The organism is Streptomyces sp. NPDC047085, assembly GCF_040643735.1.
GTDB lineage: Bacteria > Actinomycetota > Actinomycetes > Streptomycetales > Streptomycetaceae > Streptomyces.
Genome location: NZ_JBEYUW010000015.1, coordinates 1 through 19,157, shown reverse-complemented (window position 1 = coordinate 19,157; position 19,157 = coordinate 1). Strand labels below are relative to the sequence as shown.

Annotated in this window: 15 protein-coding genes; 12 read left to right on the top strand and 3 right to left on the bottom strand. The window is 69.8% G+C overall.

Annotated features, from left to right (window positions below):
* Window positions 1-96: 96 nt before the first annotated feature.
* Window positions 97-1,101, top strand: coding sequence for a methyltransferase (locus ABZ865_RS35710; protein ID WP_361239766.1), 1,005 nt, complete (start codon window positions 97-99; stop codon window positions 1,099-1,101).
* Here the strand turns inward: ABZ865_RS35710 and ABZ865_RS35705 are convergent.
* Window positions 1,068-1,853: a TetR/AcrR family transcriptional regulator gene (locus ABZ865_RS35705; RefSeq protein ID WP_361239764.1), complete on the bottom strand. Its 786-nt coding sequence runs from the start codon at window positions 1,851-1,853 to the stop codon at window positions 1,068-1,070. The two genes, ABZ865_RS35710 and ABZ865_RS35705, sit on opposite strands and share 34 nt — an antisense overlap.
* A gap of 123 nt (window positions 1,854-1,976) precedes the next feature.
* Here ABZ865_RS35705 and ABZ865_RS35700 point away from each other — a divergent pair, with 123 nt between their 5' ends.
* The 6 genes from ABZ865_RS35700 (at window position 1,977) to ABZ865_RS35675 (ending at window position 9,473) form a co-directional block, all read left to right on the top strand.
* Window positions 1,977-2,948 (top strand): ATP-binding cassette domain-containing protein, encoded by a 972-nt coding sequence (locus ABZ865_RS35700; protein WP_361239762.1) that lies wholly within the window; start codon window positions 1,977-1,979, stop codon window positions 2,946-2,948.
* Window positions 2,942-3,730 carry an ABC transporter permease gene (locus ABZ865_RS35695; protein WP_361239760.1) on the top strand — a complete coding sequence of 263 codons (789 nt, stop codon included), beginning with the start codon at window positions 2,942-2,944 and terminating at the stop codon, window positions 3,728-3,730. The genes ABZ865_RS35700 and ABZ865_RS35695 overlap by 7 nt, the downstream gene beginning before the upstream one ends.
* Before the next feature lie 158 nt (window positions 3,731-3,888).
* Window positions 3,889-5,343 (top strand): FAD-dependent oxidoreductase, encoded by a 1,455-nt coding sequence (locus ABZ865_RS35690; protein WP_361239759.1) that lies wholly within the window; start codon window positions 3,889-3,891, stop codon window positions 5,341-5,343.
* Between the two features lie 322 nt (window positions 5,344-5,665).
* Entirely contained in the window at window positions 5,666-6,865 is a 1,200-nt protein-coding gene (locus ABZ865_RS35685) for a cytochrome P450 (RefSeq protein ID WP_361239757.1), read from the top strand.
* 99 nt (window positions 6,866-6,964) lie between these two features.
* Window positions 6,965-8,230, top strand: coding sequence for a beta-ketoacyl-[acyl-carrier-protein] synthase family protein (locus ABZ865_RS35680; RefSeq protein ID WP_361239755.1), 1,266 nt, complete (start codon window positions 6,965-6,967; stop codon window positions 8,228-8,230).
* On the top strand, window positions 8,223-9,473 hold the full coding sequence (locus ABZ865_RS35675; RefSeq protein ID WP_361239753.1) for a ketosynthase chain-length factor: 1,251 nt from the start codon (window positions 8,223-8,225) through the stop codon (window positions 9,471-9,473). Before ABZ865_RS35680 ends, ABZ865_RS35675 begins: the two co-directional genes overlap by 8 nt.
* Window positions 9,474-9,642: 169 nt before the next feature.
* Here ABZ865_RS35675 and ABZ865_RS35670 read toward each other — a convergent pair whose 3' ends face one another.
* Window positions 9,643-10,647, bottom strand: coding sequence for a ketoacyl-ACP synthase III family protein (locus ABZ865_RS35670; RefSeq protein WP_361239752.1), 1,005 nt, complete (start codon window positions 10,645-10,647; stop codon window positions 9,643-9,645).
* Window positions 10,648-10,870: 223 nt separating this feature from the next.
* On the opposite strand from ABZ865_RS35670, the gene ABZ865_RS35665 reads away from it, so the two are divergent.
* The 4 genes from ABZ865_RS35665 to ABZ865_RS35650 all read left to right on the top strand — a co-directional run bounded on the left by ABZ865_RS35665 (window position 10,871) and on the right by ABZ865_RS35650 (window position 13,993).
* The gene (locus ABZ865_RS35665) at window positions 10,871-11,131 is read left to right on the top strand and encodes an acyl carrier protein (RefSeq protein WP_039653140.1); all 261 of its coding nucleotides are present in this window, start codon (window positions 10,871-10,873) and stop codon (window positions 11,129-11,131) included.
* A 42-nt stretch (window positions 11,132-11,173) separates the two neighbouring features.
* On the top strand, window positions 11,174-11,983 hold the full coding sequence (locus ABZ865_RS35660) for a methyltransferase domain-containing protein (RefSeq protein ID WP_361239751.1): 810 nt from the start codon (window positions 11,174-11,176) through the stop codon (window positions 11,981-11,983).
* Window positions 11,984-12,537: 554 nt separating this feature from the next.
* On the top strand, window positions 12,538-13,161 hold the full coding sequence (locus tag ABZ865_RS35655) for a response regulator transcription factor (RefSeq protein WP_361239749.1): 624 nt from the start codon (window positions 12,538-12,540) through the stop codon (window positions 13,159-13,161).
* An 82-nt stretch (window positions 13,162-13,243) separates the two neighbouring features.
* Window positions 13,244-13,993, top strand: coding sequence for an SDR family oxidoreductase (locus ABZ865_RS35650; protein WP_361239747.1), 750 nt, complete (start codon window positions 13,244-13,246; stop codon window positions 13,991-13,993).
* Between the two features lie 76 nt (window positions 13,994-14,069).
* Here the strand turns inward: ABZ865_RS35650 and ABZ865_RS35645 are convergent, their stop codons facing one another.
* Window positions 14,070-14,882, bottom strand: a complete 813-nt coding sequence (locus tag ABZ865_RS35645) for an AfsR/SARP family transcriptional regulator (protein ID WP_361239746.1) — start codon at window positions 14,880-14,882, stop codon at window positions 14,070-14,072.
* Window positions 14,883-15,102: 220 nt separating this feature from the next.
* Between ABZ865_RS35645 and ABZ865_RS35640 the strand changes: the two genes are divergently transcribed.
* A partial coding sequence (locus ABZ865_RS35640) for a beta-ketoacyl synthase N-terminal-like domain-containing protein (RefSeq protein ID WP_361239744.1) occupies window positions 15,103-19,157 on the top strand: 4,055 nt, incomplete at its 3' end.

Sequence of the window (19,157 nt, the reverse complement as noted above, 5' to 3'; positions counted from 1 at the left end):
GATGAACCGCCCGGCCGGACCGTGAGCTGCCGTACCGGCACCGACACCGTCCGGGCCGGGTCCAACGAACAGAGAACCGACCAGTCAGGAGGGGCAATGGCCAAGGAGACGACCGCCAGAGGCGGGGGAGTGTGGGCAGCCGCCGATCTGCTGACCCCGATGGCGGTCCGGGTGGCGGCGACGTTGCGGTTGGCCGACCACATCGCCGCGGGCACCCGGACGACCGAGGCGTTGGCCAAGGCCGTGGACGCCGACCAGGACGCGCTGGGGCGGCTGCTGGACCACTTGGTGACCGCGGGCGTGCTGTCGAGCACCGGGCCCGCCGCCTACGAGCTGACGGCCATGGGTCACCACCTGTGCGAGGGCGAACCCGAGGGAATGCGCGCGATACTCGACATCGAAGGTGCCCTGGGGCACGCCGAGTTGAGCCTCGTCCACCTGCTGCACACGGTCCGTACCGGGGAGGCCGCGTTCCCGCAGCAGTACGGCGTGGCGTTCTGGGACGACCTGTCGGCCGACGACGGGCGCGCCGAGTCCTTCGACGCTTTGATGGGCGCAAGGCTGGCGGCGCACGCGCCCGCCGTGGCCGAGGCGTATCCGTGGGGAACGCTCCGTCATGTCGTCGATGTCGGCGGTGGCGACGGCAGCATGCTGATCGCCATTCTGCAGTCCCATCCCGATCTGCGGGGAACGGTCGTCGACCTGCCCGGCCCCGTGCGCCGTGCCGGGAAAGCCATCGCCGCGGCCGGTCTCGACCACCGGGCCGACGCGGTGACAGGCAGCTTCTTTGACGCTCTTCCAGCCGGAGCGGACGGCTACCTGCTGTCGAGCATCCTGCACAACTGGGACGACGCGGCGGCCGCCCGCATCATGCGCCGCTGTGCCGACGCGGCGCAGACGACGGGACGTGTGCTCGTCGTCGACTACTTCAACGATCAGACCGTGCAGACGGAGGGCGACCTCCGGATGCTCGCCTACTTCGGAGGCCGCCAGCACACCCTCGACCAACTGGCCGACCTGGCCGGAGCGGTCGGCCTGCACATCACCTCGGTCACCCCGGCCGGCCGTTACTCCGTCGTCGAACTGCGCGCTCCCCGCTGAACGGTCGCGCGCCGCGTCGGACGCGGGGCACCGCCGGTGCCGCTGACCGGCCGGCGCGAGCGGTTCTTCTCGCCGGCCGTCGAGAAGCGGGCTTCGATTCCGTCCAGGATGATCGCCAGACCCTTCTCGAACCGCTCGTCGGCCTCCCCGATCTCGGACGCCTGGACCATCCGGCTCAGATGCGGGAACTCGCCCGTCGCCAGCAGGGACTTGAGGTACGGCTCCATCCGCAGCCGCCAGGTATGACGATCGACGCCGGACTGGTCCGCGGTCGCCCGCTCGGTCAACTCGGCCTGCACGGCACCGCTGACCCAGGAGTGGATCAGGTTGAGTACGTCGACCGTTTCGTCCATGCTCAGGCCGCAGCCGGTGAGAACGGCGAGATCGCGTTCCATGCCGCGCATGAAGTTGGGGCCCATGATCGGGCGGGTGGCGAGGAGCGGGGCGAGCCAGGGGTGCCGCAGGAAGATCTGCCGGCGACGGTGTGCCAGGGTCGTCAGGTCCGCACGGAGATCGCCGGTCGGCTCCTGCGGCTCGAAGCCGGTCGCCTCGTCGATCATCACCGTGTACAGGTCTTCCTTGGTCGGCAGGTAGCGGTAGAGGGTCATCGCACCGGTGCCGAGTCTCTTGGCGATGGCGCGCACCGACGCGGCTTCGATGCCTTCGGAGTCCGCGATGTCGATCGCCACCGCGGCGATCTGCGCACGACTGTGCGTCGGTGCGGGGCCTCGCGCCGGCTTTTCCGGTCGCATCCAGATGATTGGTTTCGAGTCCGACACAGCAGCCATCCTACGCGTCCGGCGACATCTTGCGTACAGCGTACTCAGTTGGATAGGTTAAAACCGCGTACGCCGTACTCGGTCAGGGGTTGATGCATGGAAGACGCGATCATGTACACCGAAAATGTGAGGAAGCAGTTCGGGGACGTCGTCGCGCTGGACGGCCTGGACCTGGTGGTGCCGTCGCACACCGTCTACGGCCTGCTCGGCCCGAACGGCGCGGGCAAGAGCACCACCGTGCGGATCCTGGCCACCCTGACCCGGCCCAGCAGCGGGCGGGCCGTCGTCGCCGGCTTCGATGTGGCCCGTAACCCGGCGGACGTGCGGAAGGTGATCGGCCTGGCCGGCCAGGACGCCTCGCTCGACGAGGAGCTGACGGGCCGTGAGAACCTGCGGATCTTCGGCCGCCTCTCCCGGCTCGGCTCCCGCGGCGCCCGCCGGCGCGCCGACGAGCTGCTGGAACGGTTCGGTCTCGCCCACGCCGGTGACCGGCTGGTCGGCACCTACTCCGGGGGCATGCGCCGCCGGATCCACCTGATCGCCAGTCTGTTGCGGGCTCCCGCCGTGCTCTTGCTCGACGAGCCGACCACGGGGCTCGACGCCCACAGCCGCGTCGAGGTCTGGGAAAGCGTCCGCCGACTGGTGGCCGACGGCACCACGGTCCTGCTCACCACCCAGTGCCTGGAGGAGGTGGACAGGCTTGCCTCGGCGGTCGGCGTGATCGACCGCGGCCAGCTGATCGCCGAAGGCAGCCCGGCTCAGCTCAAGGCGCAGATCGGCAACCATATCGACGTCGTGGTGGAGTCGACTGACCAACTGCCCAGCGCCATGGCGAGGCTGGAGAGGCTCACCGGCCGGTGCCCCGAGGCGGACGGATCACGCATCGTCGTCTCCGCGGTGGACCGGATGCCCACCCTGCCGCTGATCGTGAGCGAACTGGACGCGGCCGGCGCGGTGATCCGCAACGTCGGCATCCGTGAACCCGGCCTGGACGACGTCTTCCTGACCCTGACCGGCAAGAACATCGAACCGGCGGAACCGGCCGAGACGCCGGAGGCGGTGTGGTGAACCTCCTGGCCGACGGCTGGACGCTGACCCAGCGAAGGCTGTTCCGGTTACGCCACCAGCCCGGCACCTTGCTCACCATGCTCATGATGCCGACCGCGTTCGTGGTGCTGTTCGGATTCGTGTTCGGCAGCGCGATCCGCGTACCCGGCACCTCCCACTACCGCGAGTTCATGATGCCGGGCCTGTTCGTGATGACGACCGGGACCGCCCTGTCCACGGCCATGGTGGAGGTGGCGACGGACCAAGCGCGCGGGGTGATGGAACGCCTGCGGTCGCTGCCGACCCATCGGGTGTCCGTGCCGCTCGGCCAGAGCGGCGCGGAGGGGATCCTCGGGGCCTACGGACTGGCGGTCCTGATGGTGTGCGGGCTCGTCGTCGGCTGGCGGCCGCACCACGGCGTGTTGCCGACACTCGTCGGCGTCGGCCTGCTCCTGCTGCTCCGCTACACGCTGGCATGGGTCGGCACCTACCTGGGACTGGTGGTGCGTTCGGCACGGACCGCGGCCGGCCTGACGCCCCTGACACTGCCACTCGCCATGGTGTCCAACGCCCTCGTGCCCACCGACCGGATGCCGGTCCGGCTCCGGGCGATCTGCGAGTGGAACCCGCTCAGCGCCACGGCGACGGCAGCGCGCAAGCTGTTCGGCAACCCGGGTACTCCCGGGCCGGACGCCGCGTGGCCGCTGACCCACCCGGTGACCGCGAGTCTGCTGTGGGCCGGCCTGCTGTTGCTGATCTTCGTGCCGCTGTCGGCGCGCCGCTTCGCCCGCGCCGGACTGTAGATCCGTACGCGCACTCTCCTGCCCGAGGGCGCGGCGGGTCAGAACCGGAAGCACCTTCAAAACCGGAAGCACCTCAGAACCGGAAAGCACCGTCAGAACCTCGATGGGTGCCACGTACCCGCGAGGAAACCGCTGTTCGCGCTTACGGAGGGACAAGCATGCGCGTAGTGATCATCGGAGGCGGCACCGTCGGGTTGTGCACCGCCGTCTTCCTCGCCCGTCAGGGTGTCTCGGTCCATGTACTGGAGCGCCGGGAACAGGTCAACGACCATCCGCGGGCCTTCGGGATCACCGACCGGTCGGCGGAGATCCTGCGGGAAGCCGGCATCCACATCGAGACCCAGCATCTCGCCAGGGGCCTGATGACGGGAACGAGCCTGGCCGACCTGACCACCGTCACGGCCAAGTTCGAACCGCCGGAGATCGGCCCGGCCAAGCTGGGAAGCTGCCCGCAGGACCGGGTCGACCGGGCCGCGCTGGCGCGGCTGCGGGAACTCGGCGGCCAGGTGGACTTCGGCAGCGAGGTGGTCGCGGTGGCGGACGGCAGCGTCACCACGGCGGACGGCAGGACCGTCACGGGTGACTATGTGATCGCCGCCGACGGACACCGCAGCAAGGTCCGGGAGCTCCTCGGCATCGGCATGAGCGGCCCGGGACCACTGAGCACCTCACACATGCTCAACGTGCTGTTCCGCGCCGAACTGCCCACCCCGCCGTTGTCCATGACGTTCCTGCGCAACGAACGGGCCTCGGGCATCCTGCTGAAGGTCGACAACACCGGCCGCTGGGTCTTCCACATCCCGAACGGCGACCCGGACACCCCCATCGAGCGGATACAGCAGCACATCAGGGACGCCACCGGGGTCACCGGCATCGAGCCGGAGATCATCAGCCTGTTGCCCTGGTCGTCGACGGCGCGGGTGTCCGACCGCTTCAGGCAGGGCAACGTCTTCCTCGTCGGTGACGCGGCACATGTGGTGCCGCCGGTCGGCGGTCTCGGACTCAACGGCGGTATCGCCGACGGCCACAACCTGGCGTGGAAACTGGCTGCCGGCGGTGACGCACTGCTCGACACCTACGAGGCCGAGCGCCGGCCGGTCGCGCTGTTCACCATGGAACAGACCGTGCTCCGCGCCCACAACCGTGACCTGCACTGGGACAACGATCCGAGCCGGGCCGCCGACCGGGCGGCCGTCGGCATGGCCGGCATCATGATCCCGGTGATCGGCTACCGGTACGACTCCCGCGCGGTGATCGACCCCGAACCGCTCACCGACATGGAGAACCTCGTCCTGGACGGCGCACCGGGCAGCCGCCTGCCGCACCGGTGGCTCCCGGACGGACGGTCCACGGTCGACCTCGTCGACGGCTTCACGCTGATCACCGGGACCGCGGCCGACCACTGGCTGGACGCGGCACGGAACCTGGGCATCACGGCGCACGCGGTCGAGGGGTGGGCCGAGGCCGCCGGCATCAAGGAGGACGGCGCCGTACTCGTCCGCCCGGACGGGTTCGTCGGCTGGCGTACGGCCACCACGCGGTACGCCGAGACGGCGAGCACACAACACCTGCGGGACGTGCTCGACCGGATCCTGTGCCGACAGGAGGCGTGACCCGGATCCGGACCTGTGGCATGCGGTCGACACCGGCGCGGTCGGTGTCGGCCGCATGCCGCTCTGGCGTGGGTCGGTGACCGGGCCGCCCCCGCTCGCTCCACCTCCTGGGTCGAACCACTCACGAACTCGCCTCGAACCGCTGCCGCGAGCATCGGCGCACAGTGATCCCTTGACCCCCGACCTCGAGCAAACGCGCGTCAACCGCGCCCTGTTCGCGGACGTTCCCAGCGCGACGGTGAAGGCCGGGCCGGAACGGATCAGGTCCGAGTGGGACGCGAGGCCGGTCACGAACCGAACACCGAGGCAGAGGAGGCGGAGGATGGATTTCGGCGCTGATCCCTATCCCGAGTACGCGTGGTTGCGTGCGGAGGAACCGGTCCGGCAGGTCATGGAGGGCAAGGGCCTCTACGGACTGCTGGTGACCCGGTACGAGGACGTGCGCAAGTTGCTGACCGATCCCAGGATGAGCAAGGACCCGCGCAACGCACCGCTCGACTGGCAGGAGGCGGGCAAGGGGCGGCCGCTGGAGGACCGGACCGGGCTCGGGACGCACCTGCTGACCACCGACCCGCCCGAACACACGCGGCTGCGCCGGCTGGTCTCGACCGCCTTCACCGCCCGCCGTGTCGAGGGCCTGCGCGACCAGGTGCAGCACATCACGGACGGGCTCCTCGACACGATCGTGCCGCGGGGGCGGGCCGACCTGATCACCGAGTTCGCGTTCCCGCTGGCGATCACGGTGATCTGCGAGCTGCTCGGAGTGCCCAAGGCGGACCAGGACGTGTTCCGCCAGTGGACGAAGGACTTCCGGCGGTGGACGAACACCGACTCCGCCCAGGCCGACCGCGGTGACGCGCGGCCGGTCGGACTGCGCGACCTCCTCGAGTACCTGACCGACCTGGTCGCCAAGCGCCGGCGCGAGCCGGCCGACGGTCTGGTCGACGCGTTGATCGCGGCCCGGGACGACGACGACCGGCTGGACGAGACCGAGTTGCTGTCCATGCTGTCCCTGCTGTTGATCGGGGGCTTCGAGACGACGGTCAATCTGATCGGGAACGGCACCCTGGCCCTGCTGCGCCACCCCGACCAACTCGCCCTGCTGCGCGAGCGACCGGATCTGCTGGACTCCGCGCTGGAGGAGATGCTGCGGTACGACGGGTCGTTCGAGACGGCGACATGGCGGTTCCCGCTCGAACCCATCGAGATAGCGGGTACGCGCATCGAGAAGGGCCACCCGGTGCTGCTGTCCCTGGCATCGGCCAACCGGGACGGGGCGAAGTTCCCGGCACCGGACGACTTCGACGTCGCTCGCGCGGACAACGCGCATGTGGCCTTCGGACGTGGTGCGCACTTCTGCCTCGGCGCGCCGCTGGCCCGGCTGGAGGGCCGGATCGCGTTCGAGGGGCTGCTGCGCCGGCTGCCCGGCCTCGCGCTGGCCGTACCGCAGGCGCAGTTGCGCTGGCAGCGGAGTCTCACCATCCGCGGACTCGAAGCGCTGCCGGTCACCTTCGATGCCTGACCCCGGCATCGAACATTCCGTTCACTCGCCATGGACCGTTATCAGGAAAGAGACTCACATGCCGAATGCTGCAGTCAGCGCGCGAATGGTGAGGGCACGATGAACCGCCGGATCGCCATCACGGGGATCGGCGTACGTGCCCCGGGCGGTGGAAACGCCAAGGAATTCTGGAAACTGATCTCGTCCGGCACCTCGGCCATCCGCACCATCTCGCTGTTCGACGCGTCCGGGTGCCGCTCCCGGATCGCGGGCGAGTGCGACTTCGACCCGGTCGCGGAGGGCTTCTCCGCGCAGGAGATCCGGCGCATGGACCGAAGCGCGCTGCTCGCCGTCGCCGCGACCAGGGAAGCGCTCGCGGACGCCGGCCTCGACCTGGCCGAGGCCGACCCGCATCGCTGCGGAGTCAGCGTCGGCAGCGCCATCGGCGGCACGATGAGCCTGGACCGGGAGTACAACGTACTGTCCGACGGTGGCCGCAAGTGGCTCCTCGACCACGAGTACGCGGTGCCCCACATGTACAACTATCTCGTCCCGACGTCGATCGCCGCGGACGTGGCCTGGACGGCCGGGGCGGAGGGCCCGGTGTCCCTGGTGTCCACGGGATGCACCGCGGGCATCGAGTCGGTGTCCCACGCGGCGCAGCTGATTCGCGAAGGCTCCGCCGACGTGATGCTGTCCGGCGGCTCGGACGCGTCCATCTCGCCGATCTGCGTCGCCTGCTTCGACGCGATCAAGGCGACGACGCCCCGCAACGACGAACCGGTAACCGCCTCCCGTCCGTTCGACCGCACCCGGAACGGCTTCGTGCTCGCCGAAGGCAGTGCGATGCTGGTGCTGGAGGAGCTGAACCACGCCAGGGAACGCGGTGCGCACATCTACGCCGAGATCGGCGGATGGGGCGTGCGTGCCAACGCGTACCACATGACCGGGCTGCGGGCCGAGGGCCCCGAACTGGCCACGGCCATCGAGGTGGCGCTGCGGATGGCCGGGCGCGTGCCCGAACAGGTCGACTATGTGAACGCGCACGGCTCCGGTACGAAGCAGAACGACAGACACGAGACCGACGCGTTCAAGCGCAGTCTGGGCGACCACGCCTACCGGACGCCGGTCAGTTCGATCAAGTCCATGATCGGCCACTCGCTGGGCGCGATCGGTTCGATCGAGATCGCGGCGTGCGCGCTGGCCATCGAGGCCGGACTGATTCCGCCGACGGCCAACCTGCACGAGCCCGACCCGGAGCTGGGCCTCGACTACGTGCCACTGACAGCGCGGCCGGCGGATCTGCGGACGGTGCTCAAGGTCGGCAGCGGGTTCGGTGGTTTCCAGAGCGCCATGGTGCTGACCAAGGGGGGATCCGATGAGTAGGACAGTCCCGGGGAGTGACAACGGCACGACGCCGACGCCCCCTCGTGCGGTGATCACCGGTCTCGGGGTGGTCGCGCCGAACGGATTCGACGCCGACGAGTACTGGGATGCCGTCCTGCACGGGCGTGGCGGCATAGACCGGGTCACCCGGTTCGATCCGGCGCAGTACCCGGCCGAACTGGCGGGTGAGGTTCCCGACTACGACGTGCGGGCGTACATCCCCGGCCGTCTGGTGCCGCAGACCGACCAGACCACCCGGCTGGTACTGATCGCGACGGACGCCGCGGTCCGGGACTCCGCCCTCGACCTGGCCGCACTCCCCGACGAGCAGGTCGGCATCGTCACCGGTCTCTCCGCCGGCGGGCTCGAGTACAGCCAGCGCGAGCTGGAGAAGCTCTGGAGCCGCGGCAGCGACCATGTGAGTGCCTACCTCTCGTTCTCCTGGTTCTACGCGGTGAACACGGGGCAGATCTCCATCCGGCACGGGTGGCACGGACCCGGCGGCGTCCTGACCGGGAACACCGGCGGCCTGGACGCCATCGCGCAGGCCCGCCGGTATGTGGGCGAGGGCCTGCCGGTGGTGATGTGCGGTGCGGTGGAAAGCGCGATGTGTCCGCTCGGGTGGGCGATCGAGCTGACCACCGGCCGGATGAGCACGGTGACCGACCGGACGCAGGCCTACCTGCCGTTCGACACCGCCGCGTCCGGCTACGTGCCGGGAGAGGGCGGCGCCATGGTCGTCGTCGAGGAGGCCGGACACGCGCGCGAGCGAGGTGCTCAGGTGTACGGCGAAATCGCCGGATACGCCACCACCTTCGACCCGCGGCCCGGTTCGGCACGGGAGCCCGGACTGCGCCGGGCGATCGAGGCCGCGCTGACGGACGCCGGTGTGACGCCGGCCGAGATCGACGTCGTGTTCGCGGACGCGGCCGGGGTCGGCGAACTCGACCGCGCCGAAGCCGCCGCCGTCACCGGCGTGTTCGGTCCACGGGCTGTTCCGGTGACCGCGCCGAAGACGATGACCGGCCGGCTGTACTCCGGTGGCCCGGCGCTCGACGTGGCCACGGCGTCGTTGAGCATGCGGCACGGCGTCATCCCGCCCACGATCAATGTGACCGATCCCGTCCGGTCCGACCAGCTCGACCTGGTACTCGGCCGGCCGAGGGAAGCGACCGTGTCCACCGCGCTGGTGCTGGCCCGCAGCGACGGCATCAACTCCGCGATGGTGTTGACGGCGGCGTAACGGGACGCCGGTGGCAGCCGTCCAAGACGGCTGCCACGTACGGCGTCGGCGGCTGCCCCGCATCGCGTCGGCGGCTGCCCCGCATCGCGTCGGCGGTTGCCACGCACGGCGTCGGCCCGGTCGAGGCGCCCGGTGGTGACGCGGACGCCTTGGCTCGGCACCGCCTGGTTCACGGCTTGGCGATGATCTCCAGGACGCCGGCCGTCCAGGTGAAGCCGGCGCCGACGCCGGCCAGCAGACACGTCTGCCCCGGCTCCAGGGCGCCCTCGGAGATCAGATGGGCCAGCCCGGCGAACTGGTCGCCCGCGCCGAGATGTCCGACCCGCCGGCCCCAGGACCAGGTCGAGCGCTGCGGATCGATGCCGAACGGGTCGAAATACTGCGCCCGCATCCGGGTCCGGCCCAGGTTCGGCAGCACATACCAGTCGATGTCGCTGAGTTTGACGTCAGCCTGGGCGCAAGCCCGGTCGAACGCCTCCCGTTGACCCGCTTCGATGCGGTTGAGCAGGGCCTCCACGCCGAGTTCTCGCACCAGGGCGTCGCTGTTCAGGTCGATCGGCGCTTGTGCGGCCAGCGGAGCGTCGCTGAACCGCTCGCTCCGGCTGCCGTGCTCCAGCCCGGAGTCGGACACCGTGGCCAGTCCGCGCAGCTCGGCGAATCCGGTGCGGGTGGACACCACCACGGCGGTGCCGCCGTCGCCGCAGATGGTGCTCGGGTCGCTGCGCCACCGGTCGAAGCCGGGCAGGCAGAACCGGTCCGCTGTGGTGACCAGGGCGGTCGGCCGGTCGTGCGCCCGCAGGTAGCCGGCCGCGAGTTCCAGGGCGGCCATGCCGCCGTTGGACATCTGGCGGACCTCGACGGCCGGGCAGGAGCCACCGCCGCAGAAGCGCTGGACGTACGACGCCGCCGGCCACATGTCGTGACCCTGGTGGTACGCGCAGGCGTGCAGCAGCAGGTGCAGGTCCTTCGGCCCGACCTCGGCGCGCCCGAGCGCGTCCCGTGCCGCCAGCACCGCCATCTCCGGCGCCGACTTGTCCGCCGAGACGCACACCGACTCGATGCCGGTGTTCCAGACCCGCGCCCGGTCGGCGAGCCCGGCTCGTTCCGCCTCGTCGAGTGTCAGGCGCTCGGGCAGCCACGAACTCGCGGCGGCTATGTAGAGACCGTCGCTCATTGTCTTCCTCCCACGGATCGGATTGCCTCGGGTTTCCCGTCTCTGGTCATGGTCGTCATGTCCCGCGGAGGTTCGTTCGAGACCCAGGCGAGGCGTTGCCGCGGGGAACGCATACCGACAGACCCGAGAGCGAATACCGGCGGCCTCCGTCGATCGGAACTCGATCGGGTGTCGAAGCATCCCGGCAATGTTGGTTTCGACGTCACGAGACGAAGGGGCAACAATGGCGACTTTCACCCAGGCGGACCTGGTGCGGTGCATACGCGAGGCGGCCGGCGAGGACGAAGGACTCGACCTGGACGGCGATATCGCCGACATGACGTTCGCCGACATGGGCTACGACTCCGTCGCGATGGTGGAGGTGACGCTCCTGGTCGAGCGAGAGCTCGGCATCGGTCTGCCCGAGGACGACAGGACGGGCAAGGAGGCGACGCCGAAGCAGTTCGTCGAACTGGTCAACGAGCTGCTGCCCGCCTCGATCTAGCCGCGGGCGCGGTGGCGTGCCCGGCTCACCAAGGAGAAGACCATGTACAGCACAGAGCACGAGCAACGCTTCGACAACGGTGCGCCGGAGGCGCCCGAGCAGCTCGGCCTGCTCTCCGAGATCCTCAACCGGGAGACGTTCCGCACCCTGGGCCAGGAGGTGGGTGTCGGCCATGGTTGGCGCTGCTGGGACGTGGGCGCCGGGGACGGCTCCGTCGCCCGCTGGCTGGCCGCCAGAGTGGGAACGTCCGGACATGTGGTGGCCAGCGACCTCAAACCACAGCACATACCCAGCCATCCGCGTATCGAGGCGATCCGCCACGACCTCACCGAAGACCCGTGGCCCGAGCCGGAGTTCGACCTCATTCACGCCCGGCTGGTGCTGATGCATGTGGCCGAAAAGGAGACGGTCGCGGCAAAGCTGGCGGCGCACCTTCGGCCGGGCGGTGCGCTGGTGCTCACCGACTGGTATTGCGGTTGTGCAACCGAGGGCATCATCAAATCCCCGGTCAACGCATACACGGCGCGCATCTTCCAGCAATATCACGACGGCGTGCATAAACTCGCCGGAGAAACCGGTATGGATTTCGACTGGGCGTCGCGTACGCCGGATGTGCTGTCCGCCGCCGGCTATCGGGACATCACGGTGCGCGACTTCCGGGCGCCGGGGGAGGGCGGGGCGCCGACCGCACGGCTCGCCCGGCTGCACAGCAGCATGCTGGAGCCCTTCCTGCTGAGCCAGACCGATCTGACCGTCGACGACCTCTCGGTAATCCGGGAAAAACTCCTGGACCCGGAATTCGAGATGGTGACAAATCACACGTACACGACCGTCGTCCGGGTGCCGAAGTAAAGGCGAGTCATAGGGAATAGGCGGCGTCGAAAGGCAGGCACCCGACAGTCCCGGGCGGGGTCGGCCGGCCCTGGCGGTCACGGCGGCCGCGGCGACGCGGCCGCCAGGGTCGCGTCCCGACTCCCCCCGCCGCACGGACCGGCTCCCACCGTCGCAGCACGTCAAACCGGGACAGGCTACCCGCGCACCCCCCCCGGAGCCGCACTGCATGGTCCCCCTGAGCACCGCACGGTGGCCCCTGCCCGTCGAGCAGCAGCGAACCGATGCGGCGGGGCAACCCGTAGGACGTATCCCGGGCTTGCCGCCCCGATCTCCTTCACCAAGAAAGGTTAAAACAGCTCGAACGATCTTGTTGGGAAGCGGAGGCCCGGGCTACGGTATGTTGCGCGCCAGCGAACATATTGGGGGAGTTATGGTAGCTGTTGCGGCAAAGGCCTTAGCGAAAAAACAACTTGCGGATTTTGCGGTCGATAGTGTGAGACGGGCGCTGGAATGGCAAAGGCCCCGCTCGGGGGCGCGGCATGCGGCCTGACCGCGCCGGCCCGTTACGGATAGTGCTGATCGACGACCATGCGCTGGTGCGCGAGGTGGTGTGCGAGGCGCTCGACGCGGAACCGGACATGGTCGTGGTCGGCGACGCCTCCAACGGTGCGACCGGCATCCTGCGCTGCAAGACCGAACAACCCGACGTCGTCCTGCTCGACGGGAACATTCCTGACGAGTCGGTGACCGAAACAGTGCAGGCCATCCGCTCCGCATCACCGAACGCCAGAATCCTGGTGGTCGGTATGCGTGACGACCCGGCGCTGGTACGCCAATTGCTCGACTGCGGTGTCCGGGGCTATCTGAACAAGTCGGCGAGCCGGACCGATCTGGTGTCCAGCATTCGCGCGGTGTGCGCCGACGACTTCCGCATCGTGCTCCACGTATCCGTCGAGGCGCTGACGTACATCGCCACGACGGCGAACTACCCGGAGACGCTCACCAGACGCGAGCTGGAAATCCTGACCCTGGTGAGCAAGGCGATGAGCAACCGGCAGATCTCGCGGCGGTTGACGATCGCCGAAGGCACGGTGAAGCGCCATCTGGGCGCCATTTTCTCGAAGTTGGGCGCTCGTTCTCGGCTGGAAGCGGTCAACAAGGCGGTTTCCATCGGGCTCATCGCCCGCGGTGGGTGAAACGTTCTGGGGAAATGCCCGCCGGCCGCCGAGGTGCGAGAACCGCACGTGCAGATCACCCCGAAGGGAAGGCAGGCAGACTGTGGCAACCTTGAACGGCAAGACCGCGCTGGTGACCGGCGGTCGGACCGGTATCGGCTTCGGCATCGCCACCGCGCTGGTCGAGCGGGGCGCGAACGTCGTGATCACTTCACGCGATGAGGACAAGCTGCGCAAGGCGGCCGCCGAACTCGGCGAGCAACGGGCCGTCGCGGTCGCCGGTGAGGCCACCGACCCCGAGCATCAGCGGAACGCGGTGGCGACCGCCGTCGACCGGTTCGGATCGCTCGATCTGCTGGTCAACAATGTCGGCGGTACGGAGCGGACCGCCCGTCGGTTGGTCGACGTCGACGTGGCGGCGTACCGGCGCACGGTAGAGATCAACCTGATGTCCGCGCTGACCTGGGTACAGGCGGCCTGGCACGGCTGGCTCGGCGAGCACGGCGGCGCCATCGTCAACATCTCCTCGATCGCCGGCGAACTCGCCGTTCCCGACGGCACGTCCTACGGCACGGCCAAGGCGGCGCTGAACCACTTCACCCGGCAGATGGCGAACGAACTCGCGCCCACGGTCCGGGTGAACGGCGTCGCCTCCGGCACGGTACTCACCGACTTCACCAGGGCGAACGTCGAGGGCAGGGAGGACAAGGTGATCGGCTCCATCCCGCTGAGGCGACTCGGCGAACCCGCCGACGTGGGTGCGGCCGTGGCCTTCCTGCTGTCCGACGAGGCGTCCTGGATCACCGGGCACACGCTCGTCGTCGACGGCGGCAGGCTCCTCCACAACAGGTGACACGGCACCGGTGCGACCGAGGATGGCCTCGCAGCGATCCTCGAGCCGTCACCGTGGCCCTTCCGCGGAGCGGTGACTACCGCGTGACCCGCTCCGCGCGGGGCTCCTCCGAGAGCCCCCAGTCCGACCAGGAGTCACGTCCGGCCAGCACCTCCCGATGCAGTTCCTGCAGCATCACCGAGGGTTCGAGGCCCAGATCGGCGGACAGCGTTCTGCGCAGGTGCTGGTAGGCGACCAGCGATTCGTTCCGCCTGCCGCTGGAGGCCAACGCCTTGATCAACTGTGCGTGGTACCACTCGTTGAGCGGGTCGGCCACCAGCATGGCCTTCAGCTCCCCCACGAGTTCCCGGTGCCGTCCCAGCATCGCGTCGGCCTGGATACGCAGTTCGACGGTGTGCGCCCGCTGCTCCGTGAGATGGACGACGTGCGCCTGGATCGACGGGCCGGCCGTCACATCGGCGAGCGCCGGTCCTGACCACAGGTCGAGCGCCTGCCGCAGCAGCCGCGCCGCCGCGGCCGGATCGCCGGCGGCGAGCGCGGTGCGTCCCTGCTTGGCCAGCCGGAGAAACGCTTCCAGGTCGAGCTGGTCCGGGTCCACCCGGAGCATGTAGCCGGTGCCGCAGGTGGCGAGCACCTGCTCGACCGTACCCTCCGGCACCCACGGTTCGAACTGACGCCGCAGTTGGTAGATGTACGTCTGCGCGGTGGGGACGGCACTCTTCGGCGGCTTGTCACCCCACAGTTCGTCGATGATCGCGTCGAGCATGACGATGTTGTTCGCGCACAGGAGCAGCTGCGCCAGCACCCTCCGTGCCATCGGCGCGGTCGGCGTGCAGTCGCCCAGGTCGTTGGTGACGGTCAGGCGGCCGAGTACCTGGAATCGCAACACGGATGAATGCCTCCACACGGTGATCGTCGGGTCGGGCCTCGAACCAGACTCTGCCGATCGCTTTGCTCGGCAGGCAATGCTGCGGGGCGAAGGTCCCACCCCGGTGACCGTGTCGGATCGTGTCCTCTACAACCTTCGTCGCATTGCCGTGGACGAGAGGTTTGCGAGCGGCGGCACCGGATGAGCCCACCCTCCGAGAGCAGAGTGAGATTCCGCTGTCATGACAGAGGCTTTGGTGAAAGCGAGTGGTCAGGACGTCGTCGCGGTGGTCGGTCTGTCGTGCCGCCTTCCGGGCGCGAGTTCCCCCGAGGCGTACTGGGACCTGCTCGCGGCCGGCCGGGAGGCCGTCGGTGAGGTTCCTGCCGACCGCACCGTACACGTCGGAGCACGGGTGGCCCGGGCCGGGCTGATCGACGGCGTCGCGGACTTCGACGCGGGCTTCTTCGGGGTGTCGCCACGCGAAGCCGCAGCGATGGACCCACGGCAGCGACTGATGCTGGAACTGGCCTGGGAAGCGCTCGAACACTCGGGAGTCGACCCGTCGGCGGTGCGGGGCAGCCGGGCGGGAGTCTTCCTCGGGGCGATGGGGGACGACTACGCCGGTCTGGTGCGCGACCAGGGCGCGGGAGCGATCGACAGCTTCACCCTGTCCTCGCTCCAGCGCGGTGTCCTCGCCAATCGGATCTCCTTCTTCCTGGGGCTGTCCGGCCCGAGTGTGGTCGTGGACTCGGCGCAGTCCTCCGCCCTGGTCGCCGTGCACCAGGCGTACGAGAGCGTGCGGCGGGGCGAGTCCGCGTGGGCGCTGGCGGGTGGGGTCAACCTGATCCTCTCGCCGGACTCGACGGCGACCGCGAGCGAGTTCGGCGCGCTGTCGCCGGACGGCCGTTGCTACACGTTCGACGCACGCGCCAACGGCTACGTGCGCGGCGAGGGCGCCGGCCTGGTGGTGCTCATGCCACTGGCCGACGCCCTCGCGTACGGGCTCGACGTGGTGTGCGTGATCCGCGGCGGCGCGGTGAACAACGACGGTGGCGGCGAGCAGCTCACCACCCCGAGCCGGGCGGGGCAGGAGGACGTGCTGCGGGCCGCCCTCGCCGCCGCGGGAACGGACCCCACCGAGGTCGGATACGTGGAGCTGCACGGCACCGGCACACCGGTGGGGGACCGCGTGGAGTCGGCGGCGCTGGCCGCGGTCTTCGCCGACCGGGACCGCCCGCTGGTGGTGGGCTCGGCGAAGACCAACGTGGGCCATGCGGAGGGCGCGGCGGGGATCGTCGGCTTCATCAAGGCGGCGCTGTCCGTACAGCGTGGTCGGGTCCCGGCGAGTCTGAACTTCGCCGCTCCGGCGGACGACGTCCCGCTCACCGAGATGGGCATCGAGGTCGCCGCCGAGCTGGGCGAGTGGCCCGGCGACGGGCCGCGGGTGGCCGGCGTGTCGTCGTTCGGGATGGGCGGGACGAACTGCCATCTCGTGGTCGCGCAGGCTCCTGATCCGTCCCCGGGCGAGGAGAACCGTGGCGCGAGCGCGGGCACCCTTGCGTGGCTGGTGTCCGGCGGCACCGCGCGGGCCCTGCGCGCCCAGGCCGAGTCGCTGGCCGGGCACGTCGCCGCACAGGACGGCCCGGACCCCCTCGACATCGGGTTCTCGCTGGCGACCACCCGCGCCGCGCTCACCCACCGCGCCGTCGTGATCGGCGCCGACGCGACCGAGCTGAGCGAGGGGCTGGCCGCGCTGGCAGTGAACCGGCCGGCGCCGAACGTCGTGTCCGGTGCGGTCCGCGAGGGCGGCACGGCCTTCCTGTTCACGGGACAGGGAGCGCAACGCGTCGCCATGGGCCGGGAGCTGTACGCGAAGTTCCCGGTGTTCGCCGAGTCCTTCGACGCCGTGTGCGCGGAACTGGATCCGCACTTGGGCCGAGGTCTGCGTCAGACCGTGTGGGCCGACGCGGACCTGCTCGGCCGGACCCGGTACACGCAGGCAGCGCTGTTCGCGCTGGAAACGGCGTTGTACCGGCTGGTGGAGTCGTTCGGAGTACGTCCGGACCATGTCCTCGGGCATTCGATCGGTGAGGTCACCGCCGCGCACGTCGCGGGGGTGCTGTCACTGTCCGACGCCTGCATACTCGTCGCGGCACGCGGACGGCTGATGCAGGCGGCCCCGTCCGATGGGGCGATGGTGGCCGTCAACGCCGACGAGCACGACGTACGGTCGCTGCTGCCCGGGTCCGGAGTGGGTATCGCCGCCGTCAACGGGCCCGGCTCGGTCGTCATCTCCGGTGACCGCGACCCGGTGCTCGCGATGGCGGAATCCTTCCGCGCCAGGGGAGTGAAGACCAAGCACCTCAAGGTCAGTCACGCCTTCCACTCCCACCACCTCGACGCCATCCTCGACGAGTTCGCCGACGCCATCCGCAGGCTGGCCTTCCACGCCCCTCGGATCCCCGTCGTCTCCAATCTCACCGGGCGCACCGCCACCACGGACGAGCTGACCGACCCGGCCTACTGGGCACGCCAGATTCGTGGCACCGTCCGCTTCGCCGACGGCATCCGAACCCTGCACGACGCGGGCGTGTCCCGGTACCTCGAACTCGGTCCCGACCCCGTGCTCACCGGCATGGCCCGCGAAACGCTCGCCGAGCAGGCACCGGTGGCCGTGTCCACGCTGCGTGACGGACAACCGGAAGTCCATACGCTGCTGAAGGCGCTCGGCACCCTGCATGCCACGGGGGCGGCAGTGGACTGGACGCCGCTGCTGAACGGCGGCCGCAGGACCGCGCTGCCCACCTACGCCTTCCAGCGTCGCCGGCACTGGATCGGTGAGGCGCGCGAGACAGCGCCCACCGCGGAGCCGGCACCCGTCCGCGACCGCGAGGGCGTGCTCGACACGGTGCGCACGCACCTCGCGGCCGTCCTGGGCTACGACGCGGCCGACATGACGTCGTCGGCGTCGTTCAAGGACCTCGGGCTGACCTCACTCACCGCGGTCGAGCTGTGCGCCGGGCTGTCGAGCGAGCTGGGTCTGGTCCTGCCCGCGTCTCTGGTGTTCGACCACCCCACCCCGGACCGGCTCGCTGCGTACCTGCACGCCGAGCTCACCGGGCACGGCGACGCGGGCGGCACGGGTGACACCGTGAGCATCCGGCCGGCCGGCGACGGCGGCGCCGACGATCCGATCGTCATTGTCGGGATGGGGTGCCGGTATCCCGGTGGCACGTCGTCGCCGGACGAGCTGTGGGAGTTGGTGCGGTCGGGCCGGGACGCCGTCTCCGAGCTGCCCCGCGATCGTGGCTGGGACCTGGACAACCTGTTCGACCCCGACCCCTCGGTGTCCGGCCGGACCTACGCGCGGCACGGCGGATTCCTCGATGACATCGCCGGCTTCGACGCCGGGTTCTTCGGCATCTCGCCGCGTGAGGCGCTGGCGATGGACCCGCAGCAGCGGCTGCTGCTGGAGACCGCGTGGCAGACGCTGGAGGACGCCGGGATCGAGCCCGGTTCGCTGCGCGGCAGCAGGACAGGTGTGTTCATCGGAGCCATGGCAGGCGACTACGGCCCCCGGCTCGACACCCCGCACGGCGGGGTCGACGGATACGTACTGACCGGTACCAGTGGGAGTGTCACGTCGGGTCGGCTGGCGTATTTCCTCGGTCTGGAGGGGCCGGCGGTGACGGTGGACACGGCGTGTTCGTCGTCGTTGGTGGCGTTGCATCAGGCGGTTCAGGCGGTGCGGAGTGGTGAGTGTGCTCTGGCGCTGGCCGGTGGTGTGACGGTGATGTCTTCGCCGGGAATGCTGGTGGAGTTCTCGCGGCAGCGTGGGTTGTCGGTGGACGGGCGGTGCAAGGCGTTCGCGGCGTCGGCGGATGGCACTGGCTGGGGTGAGGGTGCGGGGCTGGTGGTGCTGGAGCGTCTGTCGGATGCGCGGGCGCGTGGGCATCGGGTGCTGGCGGTGGTGCGGGGTTCGGCGGTGAACCAGGACGGTGCGTCCAACGGACTGACCGCGCCGAACGGTCTGTCCCAGCAGCAGGTGATCCGTACGGCGTTGGCGGCTGCGGGACTCACCGGCGCGGAGGTCGACGCGGTCGAGGCGCACGGCACGGGAACACAGCTCGGTGATCCGATCGAGGCGCACGCGTTGGTGGCCACGTACGGCCAACAGCGGTACGACGAGCGACCGTTGTACCTGGGGTCGTTGAAGTCGAATGTGGGTCACACCATGGCGGCGGCGGGGGTCGGTGGTGTGATCAAGATGGTGGAGGCGATGCGGCATGGGGTGTT